Raw genomic sequence first — 14,332 nt, 5'->3', positions numbered from 1 at the left:
GCGACGAACGGCCGGTCCCCCGGAGGGACCGGCCGCGGCGTCGGCGCGTGGACGGGTCAGCCCCAGATGGCCGTGGCCCACTCCGGGTGGTCGACGAACGGGTTCCGGTTGCCCTGCCAGCGCTCGTAGATCCGCTGGTTGCGGCGCTTCTCGAAGGCGTCCGGCGGGTCGAGCTGGTTCCACTGCAGCAGCACCGACATCCGACCGTGGTACGGCGCCGTGCCGTTGTTGACCGACTGGTTCATCTCCAGGTTGGGCCAGCCGTCGGTGCCCTCGTACCGGATCGTCATATACATGATCATGCGGGCCACGTCGCCCTTCACCGCGTTGCGCGGCTCCCACGAGTCGGCGTCGGTGTAGCAGCCCGGCGCCTCGGCGACGGGACTGCCGCCGTTGTCGAAGTCCTTGTTGCCGCGCGTCGAGTTCACCGACACGTCGGTCGGCCGCAGGTGGTGGACGTCGGTGCCCGGGCCGGTGGCGGTGCCGAAGTCGCCGTGCGACTTGGCCCAGACGTGCTCGCGGTTCCAGTCGTCGACGCCGCCGCCGTTGCTGGTCTTGCTCTGCGACCGGCCGGTGTAGAGCAGGACGACGTTGTTGGCGTTCGCCGGATCCTGGTCGGTGTCCCGCAGCGCCTCCCACACCTGGTCGTAGGAGAGCCTGGTGTGCACCTTGATGATCGAGTGCAGGGAGCTGCGCAGGGCCGGGCCGGTCTTGCCGATCGCGCTGGCGTAGTAGGTGGAGTCGTACCCGCCCCCGGGCGCGGTGCCGGTCGGGCTCGGCGTGGGCGACTGGCTCGGCGACGGGGTGGTGCCGCCGAGGCTCATCGCCGTCGGGCTCTTCAGTCCGCCGTGGCTGAAGTACGCGGTCAGCGTGCCGGTGGCGGTGACCCGCTGGCCGCGCAGGCCCGGGTTGGTGAGCAGCCCGAAGGTGCTCCGGTACGCGGTGGTGACCTGGACGTAGAGCATCCTGCTCGTGCCGGTCTCGGCCGCCGTGTCGGCGATGGCGATGGCGGTGTCCGAGGTGAAGCCCGACCGGAGCACGGTCGTGGCGCTGGTCGGCTGGCCGATCACGTAGCCGGTCACGGTCGCCGTCCGGCCGTCCTGCGCGGCGAGCGCCTGGGCCACGGTCAGGGTGGTGGCGGCCGACGCCACCGTCGCCGTCACCACGACGGGTGCCACCAGCACGGCGGCCAGCGCGAACGCCAGCGCGAGCCTGCCGGGTCCCGAGCGGGTACTGCTCTTTGTATTCATGGGCAGCGATGTTAATGGGATGCGGGTGAACGCCGGCACAGCGGGAGGGCAACTTTTCGACTACCGACGGGACCGCCACGGTGGCCGCGGGGGGCAGGAAATCGCGGCGGCGGGCCCGCCCGGTCGCCGGGTGCGGGCACCGTGGCGGGCGTAGGCTGGCTGCGTGGATCAAGAGGACCGTATCGCCCTGTTCCTCGACTACGAGAACCTCGCGCTGGGGGCGCGCGACCACCTCGGCGGCGCGGCCTTCGACCTCCGGCCCATCGCCGACGCCCTCGCCGAGCGCGGCCGGGTGGTGGTGCGCCGGGCGTACGCCGACTGGTCGTACTTCGACGAGGACCGCCGGATGCTCACCCGGTCGCACGTCGAGCTCATCGAGATCCCCCAGCGCATGGGCGCCTCGCGCAAGAACGCCGCCGACATCAAGATGGCCGTCGACGCGGTGGAGCTGGCGTTCGAGCGCGCCTACATCTCCACCTTCGTGATCTGCACCGGCGACAGCGACTTCACGCCGCTGGTGCACAAGCTCCGCGAGCTGAACAAGCGCGTCATCGGCGTCGGGGTGGAGAAGTCGACCTCGGCGCTGCTGCCGCCGGCGTGCGACGAGTTCCTCTACTACGACCGGTTGGAGGGCGTCGACGTCGCTCCGCCGCGCGGCCGGCGCGGCCGTCCCGTTCGGCCGTCGGGGCCGGAGCTGCCCCCGGCGGAACCGGAGCAGGAGCCCGAGGCGCAGCCGGCGGCGGAGGAGGAGGCCGCGCGCGACGTGGACACGCTCGCCGTGCTGGTGGCGCAGACCGTCGCCGGCCTCCAGGGCAGCTCCAGCGGCGAGGTCACCGCCTCGACGCTGAAGCGCACCCTGCTCAGGAAGGACCCGACGTTCAGCGAGTCCGACTACGGGTTCCGCACCTTCGGGGAGCTGCTGCGGCACCTCGCCCAGCACAACGTCGTCGAGCTGGGGGAGGGCCCCGCCAAGGGCGACCCCGAGGTGGGCCTGCCCGAGCACGGCGACCGCGAGGTCGCGTTCGGGCTGCTCGGCTCGGTGGTGTCGGATCTGGCCGGCGACGAGGGGGCGGTGGCGTTGTCGGGCCTCAAGAACCAACTGCGCCGGGCGCGCCCCGACTTCAGCGAGAAGAAGCTGGGCTACCGCAGCTTCCTCCAGTTCTGCAAGGCCGCCGCCACCAGCGGCGTCGTCGACCTGCGCTGGAGCACGGAGGCCGACGACTACCTGCTCACCCCCCGCACCGGCTGACCTGCGGCACGATCCGGCCCCGTGGCGCGGACGGGGCCGGCCCGGCCGGTCAGGGGATCGTCAGGCCGTACGCGGCGAGGATCTCGGTGATCGGCTGGTAGTAGGTGGTGCCGCCGGTGGTGCAGTTGCCGCTGCCCCCGGAGAGGATGCCGATGATGGTGCCGGTGGCCGCGACGTAGAGCGGTCCGCCGCTGTCGCCGGGCTCGGCGCAGATGTTGGTCCGGATCAGCCCGGTGACGCTGCCCTCGGCGTAGTTGACGGTCGCGTTGAGCCCGGTGACCGAGCCGCAGCGCACTCCGGTGGTGGCGCCGCTGCGGCAGACGGCCTGGCCGATGTACGCGTTGCCGGCGCCGTGGACGGTCAGCAGCCCGGGGTGGGTGTAGACGGCGCTGGGGTGGGCGATCCGGCTGGTGTGGCGGACCAGCCCGTAGTCGTTGCCGGGGAAGCTGCTGCCGGCCAGGGTGCCGAGGACGGTGGTCTGCGCGCCGTCGGCGTACCAGGTCGAGGCGGCGGCGGTGCAGTGGCCGGCGGTGACGAAGTAGGCGGTGGTGCCGCTGCGGACGTTGGCGCCGAGCGAGCAGCGCCCGCCGCCCCCGTAGACGGCCTGGCCGGCGGCGATGAGGACGCGCAGCCGCCCCGGCTCCCGGCGCAGCAGCGCTCCGGCGCGCTCGGCGGTCGCCCGCAGTGCCGCCACGTCCCGGGCGGACACGGTGTCGTCGACGGTCAGGGTCATTCGCCCGGTGGCGGGGTCGAGCCCCCAGGCGGTGCCGGCGGTGCGTACCGCCGCGAGCGCGACCGCGGCGCGGTCGGGGTCGGCGCGGTCGGCGTGGGCGGGCGCCGGCAGGCCGAGCAGCAGCGCGGCGAGCAGGAGCAGGGCGAGCGAGAGACGACGCATCCGAACCTCCGATAGATTCGCCTCGGTCGATCCCGTACAGGATCCACCCGCGACCGCCGCGAGGACAACCCGCGGCCGGCGGAGCTCGCGCCGCCGGCCGCGGTCGCGCGGTCCCGGCACGCCGAACGTGCCGGGACCGCGCCGGGTCAGGCGCCGCGCACCCAGTCCATTGTGAACCGGGCGAAGACGACCTGGCCCGCGCCGATCTCGTAGAGGTTGCCCACCTCGCCGTTGGCGAGCACGGCCATCGTCGAGTAGCCGGCCGCCCCGGGTCGGACCAGCGCGCGCGCCGGCCAGGTCGCCCCGTCGTCGGTGGAGAGCCGCACCGTCAGGTTCTCCCGCGCCGTCGGGTGCGCGTTGTTGCTGAACAGCACGGTGCGAGTGCGCACCGGCGCCCCGTTCGCGCCGACCTGTGCCGGGGTCAGGTACGACATCTCGTCGGCGTTGCACAGCGGGTCGGTCAGCGAGGCGCTGGCCGTCGCCGCGCCGAACGTGGCGCCGCCGTCGGTGGAGGTGGAGTAGTAGCGGTACCGGGTGCCGTTGTGCCGCATGTTCTGCACGACCGCCCCGGTGCCGCGCTCGACGGCCTTGCTCTCGTTGATGTTCGCCCCGGCGGAGCCGCCGCGCCGCCAGGTGCGGCCGTGGTCGTCGCTGTAGACGTTGGCGGCGTGGCTGGTGCCGGCCGCGTCCCGGTAGGCGATCGGCTGCACCAGCCGGCCGCTGCTGGTCTGGATGCCGTGCCCGGAGGAGAAGAACACCTGCCGCCAGGTGGGGTCCTTGACCGTCGGGTTCAGCTCCACCGGCGCGCTCCACGTCGCCCCGTGGTCGGTGCTGGTGATGTACCGCAGGTGCATGCTGTTCGGGTCGTCGGCCGCGTTGCTGCCCGACGAGCCGGACCAGAAGCTGATGCCCGGGCGCGGGGAGTAGGTGTAGAAGCAGTAGACCGTCCCGGTGGTCCGGTCGACGAGCAGGCTCGGGTCGCCGACGCCCTCGCTGGTGGTCGGCGGGGCCAGGATGACGCGGGGCTGCTCGAAGGTGCGGCCGCCGTCGGTGCTGCGGGTCATGGCGAGCTGGATGTTGTTGGTGCCGCCGCCGAGGTCGTACGAGCCGTCGACCCGGGCGTCGGCGACGGCGATGATCGTGCCGTTGCCGGTGACCGCCATGCCGGGGATGCGGACGGAGGCGACGGTGCCGTCGTAGCGGCCGTTCGGGCCGTTGAGACCGCGGATGACGGTGCTGCTGCTCATCAGGGTGGTGTGGTTGAGCCGCGGCGTGCCGGGGGTGAGGCCGCAGGTGGCGGTGCCCCGGTGGGTGGTGTCGAAGCCGGCCGCGGTCGTGCGCAGTTCGTACGCGGTGCCCGGCGGGACGGTCCAGTAGTGCAGGGCGTTGCCGCCGGCGGCGACGGTGCGCGTCCAGGGTGACCCGGACCGCCCGGGCCAGGTGACGGTGAACGTCCGGCTGGTGGTGGTGCGGTTCTCCAGGGCGAGCTGGAGGCGGCCGGCGGTGCAGTCGACGCTCACCAGCGCGGACATGCCGGTGCCACAGTGGAAGATGCCGCCGACCTCCTCGTCCAGCCCGGTCGGGGTGGTCGTACGCAGCGTGTACGGGGTGCCCGGCGACAGGGTCCAGTAGAGCTCGCTGGTGGCGCCGGGGGCGACGGTGCGGGTCCACGGTGAACCGCTGCGGTTCGGCCAGGTGACGGTGAAGGTCTGCGTCGCGGTGCTGCGGTTGTCGAGCAGCAGCGTCAGCCGGCTGGTGATGCAGTCGGCGCCGACGGTGGCGGTCACGCCGGCGGGCGCCGCCGACGCGACCTGCGGGACGGCGAACGTGCCGGCCGTGACGGCGAGCGCCAGGGCGACGGCGAGGGTCAGGGATCGGGGCAGGGGCACGGTGGCACCTCCAGGGGACGGTAGTCGTAAGACGTACGACGTCCGATGAACGTAAGGGTAGTGCCGCGCCCGGTCAAGACATCGACGGATAGTGGTGTGTCGATCGCCCGCCCCGGCGGTCCCTGACGGGCGGACGCGCCAGCGGCCGCGGCGGCCCCCGCGTGTCGGCGGCGCGCGGTGGCCCCCGCGTGTCAGCGGCGCGCGGCGGCCCCGTGTGTCAGCGGCGCGCCGCGGCCGCGTGCCGGAGCGCGTCGACCAGGCCGCGCAGGGCGGGCTGGTCCAGCGTGGACTCCCGCACGGCCGCGTGGATCGCGCGCGTCGGGCTCGGGTTGCGCAGGGGGCGCACGACCACGTCGGGACGCGGGCTGTCCAGACCGGTGTGCGGGACCACCGCCACCCCGAGCCCGGCGGCCACGAACGCCTGCGTGGTCGGGTAGTCCTCACTCTCGACCGCGACGTGAGGGCTGAAGCCGGCGGCGCCGCACGCGTCGCGCACGACCTCCCGGCACGGGCCGGCGGGCTCGCTGCCCACCCAGGGCTCGTCGGCCAGGTCGGCCAGGTCCAGCACCTGCCTGCCGGCCAGTCGGTGCCTTTGGGGCAGGACGGCCAGGTAGGGGTCGTCGAGCAGGTGGACGAGGCGGACGCCGGCGCGGCTCGCCCGGCCCCGGGGGTGCACCACGACGGCCAGGTCGGCCTCGCCCCGCTCGACCTCCGGCAGCGGGTCGTCGGGGTCGACCAGTCGCAGGTCGACGCGGACGTCGGGGTGGTCCCGGCGGAAGCGGGCCAGCGCCGGCGGCACCAGGGCGGCGCCGGCGGTGGCGAAGTAGCGGACCGCGAGCCGCCCGGTGCGCCCGGCCCGCAACTCGGCCAGGGCCGTCTCCGCCTCGGCGAGGTGCCGGCCGATGACGGCCGCGTGCTCGGCCAGCAGCAGCCCGGCCGCCGTCGGGCGGACGCCCCGGCCGGACCGTTCCAGCAGCGCGGCGCCCGCCTGCCGCTCCAGCGCGGCGATCTGCTGGCTGACCGCGGAGGGCGTGTAGCCCAGGTGGGCCGCCGCCGCCGTCACCGACCCGCCGGTCACCACCGCGCGCAGCACCTGCATCCGCCGTACGTCGAGCATGCAGCAGACCTTAACAGTCGCGCAGAAACATTCACTTGTCCTGTCGAGTCGGCCGGGGGACGGTGGAGCGCGACAGATGAGCGACCGACGACGGGGGCGGCGATGGGCGCGGGACCGTGGGCGGTGCCGCGGCTGGGCGTACTGGCCCTGCTGTGGGGTTCGACCTTCCTGTGGATCAAGGTGGCCCTGGCGGAGCTGTCGCCCGCCCAGGTCACGTTCGCCCGGTGCGCCCTCGGCGCCGCCGCGCTGCTGGCCGCCTGCCGCTGGGCGGGGCACCGCCTGCCCCGCGACCGGGCGACGTGGAGCCGCCTGGTCGTGGCCGCCTTCCTCTGCAACGCCCTGCCGTTCGCGCTGTTCAGCGTCGGCCAGCGGACCGTCGACTCCGGGGTGGCCGGCGTGCTGAACGCGACGACGCCGTTCTGGGCGCTGCTGCTCGGCATCGCACTCGGGGCGGAGCGGACGCCGCGCCCGATCCGGCTGACCGGCCTGCTGCTGGGCTTCGCCGGCGTGACGCTGATCTTCGCGCCCTGGGGGCGGGCGGGCCTCGTCAGCGTGGACTCGCTCGCCATCCTGGGGGCCGCCGCCAGCTACGCGGTCGGCTTCGCCTGGATGGGCCGCGAGCTGGCCGGTCGGGGCGTCCCGACCATCGCGCTGTCGGCCGCCCAACTCGTGGCCGCCACCGGGTGGAGCCTGCTCGCCCTGCCCGCCGGTGGCCTGACCGCGCCCCGGCCGACTCCGGCGACCGCGATCGCCGTCCTCGTCCTCGGCGTGCTCTGCACGGCGGTCACCTTCCACCTCACCTTCCGGGTCATCGCGGAGGAGGGCGCGACCAACGCCGCCGCCGTCGGATACCTGCTGCCGGTGGTGTCCGTGGCGCTGGGAGCCGTCTTCCTGGGGGAGAGCCTGACCCCACGGACGGTCGCCGGAATGGTCGTCGTGCTCGCCGGGGTGGCCCTGACGCGACGCGGGGCGGCGCCACCACCCACGCCGGTCGCGGAGGCCGCCACCCGCACCCCCGTCGCCACCCTCAGGGCAACGGAAGGGACAGGCCCCGGGCGTGGTCGGTGAGGGCCGCGCCGACCACGGTCGCCTCCAGCGGCAGCATCTCCAGGCAACGGCGTACGGCGGCGGCCATCAGGGCGTTCGGCACCCGCATCGACAGCGTGCAGTGCGGCACCCACCGCCCCGGCTGGTAGTGCTCGACAAGCCCGATCCCGGCCTCGGCCAGCCGCCCGTGCACCCGAGCGTGGTGCGCGAGCAACTCGGCGGTTGGGGTCGGGCCCAGCCAGAGCACCCGGCCGACGAACTGGCCGGCGTGCTGGAAGCTGAGCCGCAGCGGGGCGGCCACCACCGTGCCGCGCAGCGCCGCCGCCACCCGCTCCGGATCGAAGCGGGGCGCGACGGCGAGCGAGACGTGCGGCCGGTGCCGCTGCTCCAGCAGCGAGCGCATGCTCTGCACACCCTCGGACTCCAGCGCGTCCCAGAGCACCCGGATCCGTCGGGTGGCGTCGGTGTCCAGGTAGAGCTCCAGCGCCGCGACCACATGATCACTTTAGGACGCGGCGGTCAGGGCACGACGACGGCCCGGCCCTCCAGGGTGCCGTCGGCCATCTTCCGGTACGCGACGACCGCCTCGTCGAGCCCGAAGGTGGTCGCCTTCGGCTTCACCAGGCCACGGGCGCCCAGTTCGAGCACCTCGATGAGCTCCGGCCGGCTGCCCCAGTAGGTGGTCTGGATGCTCACCTCGTACGGCACCGAGAAGAAGCTCACCGGCAGGGTGCCGCCGCCGATGCCGACGATGGTGAGGTCGCCGACGGTGCGGGCGGCGGCGACGCCGAGCGCGAGGGTGGGGTCGGCGCCGACGAAGTCCAGGACCACGTCCGCGCCCCGGCCGCCGGTGGCCCGGCGGATCTCCTCGGCGGTGCCCTCGCCGGAGAGCATGGTGAGGTCGGCGCCGCACTCCTCGCCCAGCTTCAGCGCCTCCTCGCGGGTGTCCACCGCGATCACCCGGGCCGAGGTGGTGGCCTTGAGGATCTGCACGCCGACGTGCCCCAGGCCGCCCACGCCGATCACCACGGCGGTGCTGGTCGGGCCGAGCTTCGGCCAGGAACGCCGGATCGCGTGGTACGGGGTGAGCCCCGCGTCGGTCAGCGGCGCCGCCAGCACCGGGTCGAGCCCGTCGGGCAGCGGCACCACCTGCCGGGCCTGCGGCACCAGCATGTACTCGGCCATGCCGCCGTCCAGGCCGAGGCCGCCGCCCCCGCCGGGCACCGGCGCCTCGGCGATGTTCTCGCAGTACGGGTCGACCCCCACCCGGCAGCGGGCGCAGGTGCCGCAGCCCCACGGTCCGTACACCGCCACGGGCTGGCCCACCGTCAGCCCGGTCACCCCGTCGCCGACGGCGTGCACCCAGCCGGCGTTCTCGTGGCCGAGCGTGAACGGCGGATTCCAGGGCACCGCGCCGGCCTCGAAGTCGTGCATCAGGTGCAGGTCGGAGTGGCACGCCCCGGCAGCGCCGATCTTCACCACCACCTGTCCCGGGCCCGGGGTGGGCTCGTCGACCTCGACCAGTTCGGGTTCCGACTTCCAGCTCGGCAACCGCAGCGCGCGCATGGCCGTCTCCTGTTCTCCGGTTCTCGTCTCCGGTTCCTCGCCTGCCCGCTCAGCACCAGGTCAAACGGCCGCTGCCGCTCCCACGTGCCGCGCCAACCGCGCGAGCGCGGGCCTACCGGTGAGGTCGCGGGCCGATCGGTGGGCGTGAGGGTGCCGGGCCGACCGCTTAGGTCGCGGGCCGATCGGTGGGCGGGCCGACCGCTGAGGGCGCCGGGCAGACCGTGGGGGCGCCGGGCCGACCCTGCGGGCGTTGCGCAGGGCAGTTCGGCGAGGTGGGTGTGATCCGGCCCAGGCCGCGTCGGCGGCCGAGGCGCGGTTCGGGCGTTCGGACTCCGGGCGGTGGGAGTCACCCCGTCCGGGTGAGATCGCCTCACCAGCCGCCAGCCGCCAGCCGCCAGCCGCCCGCCGCCCGCCGCCCGCCGCCTGCGGCTCGCCGCCCGATGCCCGCGGCCCGCCCGGGGTCGGGGTCGGGCGGGGGCGTGGGTCAGCGCTCGTCGCCGCTGCTCGGGGGGCGCCGATCCCGGTCGGGCGAGAGCTGGACGCCGCCGGGCGTGACCTGGATGCCGGGGGTCACCTGGACGCCGGGCACCGGCGGCAGCCCGGCCGGCACCGACGGCGATATCGCGGGCCGCCCGGTCGGCCGGGCGGTCGGTTCGACCCCGGGGCGGTCGGTCGGTGTGCCGGACCCTCCCGGGCTCTCGGGTGCCTCGCTGAGCAGGCGGTCGCAGAGGCCGGTCACCTTGCCGCGCCCACCGGCCGCGCGGACGAGGCCGTCGTAGACCGGCTTGTCCAGGGCGCGGTCCGGGTCGTCCCCGTCGGCCCGGTAGGCCCGGCACAGCTTCGTCACCGCCGCCCGCTGCTCGGGCGGGACGTCCACCGTGGACCCGGGCGTGGCGGGCCGGCCCTCGGCCCGGGTGGGGGAGGCGGCCGGGGCGGAGCCATGCGGAGCGGGCGCGGTGGCGGGCGCGGTGGACGGGGCGGGGCCGCGCAGCGGCCCGGGCAGCGTGCCACCGGTGGCGGCGTACGCCACCCCGCCGGTGACGACGAGGGCGGCACCGGCGATCGCCGCGCGGACGCCGAGCCTGGCGAGCATCGGGGACCGGCCGCGCGCCGGCGTGCCGACGGGAGTGCCGGCCCGGGCCAGCCGGTACGCCCGCACCGCGGCGTCCTCCCCGGTGAGCTCACCGGGGAGGGGTGCGGCCCGGACCGCGGTCAGGAGCGACGCGACCGGTCGCGAAACGTCCTGCGGGTCGACGACCGGACCGCCGAGCAGCCGCTCGACGGTTTCCTGGTCCATCCGGTGTGCTTTCATCTCGTGTCCCTCAGCGCCACCCACCGTCGGGGCGTCACACGGATCGGGTGTGACGTCCGACAAGCGCCGGGCCGGAGAGGGCGCGGAGGATGCCCCCGGGCAGCTCAGCCCATGGTCTTGGCGCCGTCGATCGACTCGCGGAGGATGTCGGCGTGTCCCGCGTGCTGGGCGGTCTCGGCGATCAGGTGCAGCAGGACGCGGCGGACCGACCACGTCGCGCCCGGCTCGAACCAGGGCGCCTGCGGCAGCGGGTGGGCGGCGTCGAGGTCGTGCGTGGCGATCAGCTCGTCGGTCGCGGCGGCCACCTCGTCGTAGTGGGCGAGCAGCCCGGCCAGCGTCTCGCCGTCGGTCATCCGGAACTGCCCGGCCCAGTCGAGGGGCTCGCTGTTCATCGCGTCGGCGCCGCCGACCGCGAACCGCGCCCACCGCTGCTCGACCGTCGCCACGTGCTTGATCAGGCCGCCCAGGCACAGCTCGCTGACCGTGCTGCGGGTGGCGGCCTGCTCGTCGGTGAGCCCCGCGACGGTCTGCCGCAGGAACCCGCGGTGCAGGCGCAGGGTCTGCGTCAGCTCGGCCCGCTCCCCGGTCAGCTGCTCGGACATCGTCATCCCTGCCACCCTTCTCCGGTCGTCCAGACGGGAGTCACCCTAGGCGCGACCACCGACAGGAAGGCGCGGGCGTACGCCGGTTTCCGCCAGCGGTTGCCGATTCGTCCGGTACGCGGTTCAGTGAACTACATGGGTGTCATCAAGGTGGGCACGTCATCCTGGGCGGACCAGATGCTGCTGCGCTCGGGCTGGTACCCGCGCCGGGCGAACACTCCGGCCGGCCGGCTCAACTTCTACGCCGAGCGGTTCCCCATGGTCGAGGTGGACACCTCCTACTACGCCGTGCCGGTGCCGGAGACGACCCAGAGTTGGGTCGACGCCACGCCGGAGGGGTTCACCTTCGACGTCAAGGCGTTCAGCCTCTTCACCGGCCACCCGACGCCGGTGGCGATGCTGCCCCGCGATCTGCGCCCGGCCGGCGGCCAGGGCCGCGTCCGCCGCCGGGACCTGCCGACGGCCGCGTACGACGAGCTGTGGGACCGGTTCCGGGCGGCGCTCGAGCCGATCGCGGCGGCCGACCGGCTCGGCGCGGTCCTGCTCCAGTTCCCGCCGTGGCTGGCCCGCGGCGCCGCCGCCGAACGACGGATCGCGGAGGTGGCCGAGCGCTGCCGGCCGTGGCGGGTCGCCGTCGAGTTGCGCCACGGGTCCTGGTTCGACGGCACGGCGGCGCTGGAGACGCTGGGCTTCCTGCGGGAGCGCGGCCTCTCCTTCGTCTGCGTGGACATGCCCCAGGGGCACCCGTCGTCGGTGCCGCCCATCCTGTTCGCCACGTCGGAGCTGGCGGTTGTCCGCTTCCATGGCCACAGCACCGCGTGGGGGACGGGCGACAAGCAGGAGAAGTTCCGCTACGCGTACGGCGACGAGGAGCTGCGCCGCTGGTCGGAGCTGCTGACCGAGCTTGCCGGCCAGGCCGACGAGCTGCACGTCCTGTTCAACAACTGCTGCGGCGACCAGGCCCAGCGCGACGCGGAACGGCTGGCCCGGCTGCTGGGCGTCGAGCCGGTGGGGCGACCGGCTCGGGCGGAGGCGGCGTCGTCCGCCTGACGGCGCCCGTCCCGGCCGGCCGGGACGGCAGCCGGCACGACTGGACCGGCGGCACAGCCCGGTGTCGAAGTGGGCGGTCCCACCCCGTCGGTCAGGTTTTCGCCGGGACGGGCCGGGTACCGCCGGTGGCGTCGACCGACGGGAGGAGCGACCCATGAGTGAGCAGCGGCAGCAGCGGCCCGGTGACGAGATGCCGGGCGTACCGCAGGACGCGGCGGCGCGCGAGACCCGGGAGGCGCAGGAGGCGCACGGCGGCAGCATGGCGCCCGGCCTGGTGGACGACACCGGTCACCCGGTCGCGCCCGCGCCGACGCGGACCCCCGAGGACGCCGTCGGCGGCTGAGCCCGGAGACATCGGACCGGAGCCCCGGGCGGAGCGTGGCCGTCGACCCCGGGCTCCGGTCCATATTCCGTCGACCCGGCCGCGTGTCCTGCGACATGATCGGCCGGTGCCGGAATCCTCTCGCGCGCTCCTGCGCTGGCAGTTCGACCTGACCTGGGCGCTGTTCGAACACCACCTGGAGCGCCTCGAACCGGCCGACTTCCTCTGGGAGCCGGCCGAACACTGCTGGACGGTGCGCCGCGACGCGAACGGCGACCTGGTGCCCGACTGGGCAGACACCGAGCCCGATCCGGTCCCGGTTCCGACGATCGCCTGGCTGACCTGGCACATCGGCTGGTGGTGGACGGTGGCCGTCGACCACCTGCGGGGTCGAACCGTACGGCAGCGCACCGACGTCGCCTGGCCTGGTGCGGGCGGGCCCACCGTCGCCTGGCTGCGTGGGCTGCGTACGGAGTGGCTTGACGTGCTCGACGGCCTCACCGACGCCGACCTCGACCGCACCGCCCCGTTTCCCTGGCAGGACGACTCCGGGCACACGGTCACGCACATGGTCGCCTGGGCCAACGCCGAGCTGATGAAGAACGTCGCCGAGATCGGTCAACTCCGGCTGCTGCGCGCGGCCGCTCCCCGAGCCTGACCGCCCGCCGGCCGGAGGCCGGCCTCGGGCGAGGAGTCGGGTCCCTCAGGAGCGGCGTCCCCTGGTGCGCAGCGCGTCCTCCGTCCGCTCCTCGACGTCGGCCGCCTCCGGGAACGACCGCCGGGACGGCGCCGGGTCCGGCGGCGCGCCGGGACCGGCGGGCATCGTCGGGGTCGGCTCGACCGATCCGAAGCCGTGCCGGCCCGCCGGCCCGGACGGTCCCGCCGGCTCGCCGGCGCGCCGGTCCCCGCGCCGACCCTCGGGTACGGCGGTCTCCTCGCTGCCCTCGTCCATCGGATCGTGCTCACCGGTGCCCCAGGGCGGCTCCGAGTCCAGGCCGTCCCTGGTCACCCACGGGGTGACCGATTCCGGTGTGCGTCCGCTCCGGCTTCGTCCGTCTCCTGCCGCCATGGTCACCTCGCTGGGTCGGTCCCGCCGGTACCGGACCCGATTGCCCGTCCCGGGGCGGGTCATGCCTGCGTCCGGCACCCGCCGAACCGGCCGCCTGCCCGCCGAACCGGGCCGGCGGGCGTTTTGAATCCGCCGGGCGGGCGTCGGACCCGCCGGGCGGCGTGTCCCGCTCCGGAGGAACCGGCGCGGGACACGCCGAGCGGCGTCCCGCCGCCGAGGAGTCGGCGGGACGCCGGTCGGCGCGTCGCCCGCGTCAGCGGCCGGACATCGACATCCGCTTCTTCTTGGCCGCGCCCATCGCCATCAGCGCGCCCATCCCCTTCGGCATCCCGCCCGCGCGGCCGAGCATCCCCCGGAACACCTCGCCGGGCTTCTGCTGCTCGCCCATGTAGGCGGTGACCACGATGAGCGCCCCCGTCAACGCGGGGACCGCCCACTGGAGCATCCGCATCTGCCGCTGGCTCGACGCCACGTTCGACGGCGTCTGCGAGTTGGGTTCGGTGACTCCCTCGACGGGTGGGCCGCCGGCCTTCTCCAGCTTCATGCCGAGCAGTCGGCTGTAGCCGGTCACCGCCAGCGCCCCGACCGTCAGCGCGGTCTTCAGCGTGCTGGCCCGGGCGACGCCCGCCTGGGCCGCCACCCGAGGGCTCTCCGTCACCAGCTCGCCGACGGCACCGGCGAGGTGGGCGCCGATCGCGGCCGCGTTCACCGGGGTCCACCGGGCCCAGCCGGCCGAGGCCATCGGCAGCCGCTGGGTCGAGTCGTTCATCTGTGCCGCCGCGCCGTTGACCCCGAACGCTCCCATCAGGGAGCCCCCGAACCAGGCCGCCAGGCCCAGATCGTGCATCGAGCGCAATGCGGTGTGCCGTTCGGACATCTGATCCCCTTCCACCGTGTCGGGCGGTGCGGCATACCCGCCGCCCGGTCCGCTAATCCCGTCGGTCACCCGCTGATACGGCGCGGC

Annotated in this window: 15 protein-coding genes; 5 read left to right on the top strand and 10 right to left on the bottom strand. The window is 74.8% G+C overall.

All coding sequences use genetic code 11. The features are described 5' to 3' along the window. Positions 1-56: 56 nt before the first annotated feature. A complete protein-coding gene (locus GA0070606_RS06960; protein WP_091096105.1) occupies positions 57-1,250 on the bottom strand; it encodes an endonuclease in 1,194 nt (397 codons plus the stop codon). Between the two features lie 163 nt (positions 1,251-1,413). Here GA0070606_RS06960 and GA0070606_RS06955 point away from each other — a divergent pair, with 163 nt between their 5' ends. After that, positions 1,414-2,499, top strand: a complete 1,086-nt coding sequence (locus GA0070606_RS06955) for a PIN domain-containing protein (protein WP_091096102.1) — start codon at positions 1,414-1,416, stop codon at positions 2,497-2,499. Positions 2,500-2,548: 49 nt separating this feature from the next. On the opposite strand, the gene GA0070606_RS06950 is transcribed toward GA0070606_RS06955, so the two are convergent. From GA0070606_RS06950 to GA0070606_RS06940, 3 genes are all read right to left on the bottom strand, one after another. Further along, positions 2,549-3,394: a S1 family peptidase gene (locus GA0070606_RS06950; RefSeq protein ID WP_091096101.1), complete on the bottom strand. Its 846-nt coding sequence runs from the start codon at positions 3,392-3,394 to the stop codon at positions 2,549-2,551. 146 nt (positions 3,395-3,540) lie between these two features. Further along, positions 3,541-5,283 carry an exo-alpha-sialidase gene (locus GA0070606_RS06945; RefSeq protein WP_176737259.1) on the bottom strand — a complete coding sequence of 581 codons (1,743 nt, stop codon included), beginning with the start codon at positions 5,281-5,283 and terminating at the stop codon, positions 3,541-3,543. Positions 5,284-5,500: 217 nt separating this feature from the next. After that, complete coding sequence (locus GA0070606_RS06940; RefSeq protein ID WP_091096097.1) at positions 5,501-6,400, bottom strand: LysR family transcriptional regulator; 900 nt, start codon at positions 6,398-6,400, stop codon at positions 5,501-5,503. 102 nt (positions 6,401-6,502) lie between these two features. Here GA0070606_RS06940 and GA0070606_RS06935 point away from each other — a divergent pair, with 102 nt between their 5' ends. After that, entirely contained in the window at positions 6,503-7,468 is a 966-nt protein-coding gene (locus tag GA0070606_RS06935; protein WP_091096095.1) for a DMT family transporter, read from the top strand. Here GA0070606_RS06935 and GA0070606_RS06930 read toward each other — a convergent pair. The 4 genes from GA0070606_RS06930 to GA0070606_RS06915 all read right to left on the bottom strand — a co-directional run bounded on the left by GA0070606_RS06930 (position 7,428) and on the right by GA0070606_RS06915 (position 10,933). Beyond that, positions 7,428-7,943 carry a 2'-5' RNA ligase family protein gene (locus GA0070606_RS06930; protein WP_091096093.1) on the bottom strand — a complete coding sequence of 172 codons (516 nt, stop codon included), beginning with the start codon at positions 7,941-7,943 and terminating at the stop codon, positions 7,428-7,430. The two genes, GA0070606_RS06935 and GA0070606_RS06930, sit on opposite strands and share 41 nt — an antisense overlap. A 23-nt stretch (positions 7,944-7,966) precedes the next feature. Beyond that, positions 7,967-9,013, bottom strand: coding sequence for an NAD(P)-dependent alcohol dehydrogenase (locus GA0070606_RS06925; protein ID WP_091096091.1), 1,047 nt, complete (start codon positions 9,011-9,013; stop codon positions 7,967-7,969). Positions 9,014-9,497: 484 nt separating this feature from the next. Next, positions 9,498-10,310, bottom strand: coding sequence for a hypothetical protein (locus GA0070606_RS32415; protein WP_176737258.1), 813 nt, complete (start codon positions 10,308-10,310; stop codon positions 9,498-9,500). A 119-nt stretch (positions 10,311-10,429) separates the two neighbouring features. Next, the gene (locus tag GA0070606_RS06915) at positions 10,430-10,933 is read right to left on the bottom strand and encodes a DinB family protein (protein ID WP_091096087.1); all 504 of its coding nucleotides are present in this window, start codon (positions 10,931-10,933) and stop codon (positions 10,430-10,432) included. 129 nt (positions 10,934-11,062) lie between these two features. Between GA0070606_RS06915 and GA0070606_RS06910 the strand changes: the two genes are divergently transcribed. The 3 genes from GA0070606_RS06910 to GA0070606_RS06900 all read left to right on the top strand — a co-directional run bounded on the left by GA0070606_RS06910 (position 11,063) and on the right by GA0070606_RS06900 (position 12,957). Continuing rightward, complete coding sequence (locus GA0070606_RS06910) at positions 11,063-11,977, top strand: DUF72 domain-containing protein (protein WP_091107398.1); 915 nt, start codon at positions 11,063-11,065, stop codon at positions 11,975-11,977. 154 nt (positions 11,978-12,131) lie between these two features. Further along, a complete protein-coding gene (locus GA0070606_RS06905) occupies positions 12,132-12,320 on the top strand; it encodes a hypothetical protein (RefSeq protein WP_091096086.1) in 189 nt (62 codons plus the stop codon). 106 nt (positions 12,321-12,426) lie between these two features. Then, complete coding sequence (locus GA0070606_RS06900) at positions 12,427-12,957, top strand: DinB family protein (RefSeq protein ID WP_091096084.1); 531 nt, start codon at positions 12,427-12,429, stop codon at positions 12,955-12,957. Positions 12,958-13,002: 45 nt separating this feature from the next. Here GA0070606_RS06900 and GA0070606_RS06895 read toward each other — a convergent pair whose 3' ends face one another. Then, complete coding sequence (locus tag GA0070606_RS06895; RefSeq protein WP_245724593.1) at positions 13,003-13,308, bottom strand: hypothetical protein; 306 nt, start codon at positions 13,306-13,308, stop codon at positions 13,003-13,005. 313 nt (positions 13,309-13,621) lie between these two features. After that, positions 13,622-14,245, bottom strand: a complete 624-nt coding sequence (locus tag GA0070606_RS06890; protein ID WP_091096082.1) for a hypothetical protein — start codon at positions 14,243-14,245, stop codon at positions 13,622-13,624. Positions 14,246-14,332: the final 87 nt, after the last annotated feature.

It is taken from the genome of Micromonospora citrea (assembly GCF_900090315.1).
GTDB classification, from domain to species: Bacteria; Actinomycetota; Actinomycetes; order Mycobacteriales; family Micromonosporaceae; genus Micromonospora; species Micromonospora citrea.
This window is presented reverse-complemented; position numbering and strand designations above follow the sequence as displayed.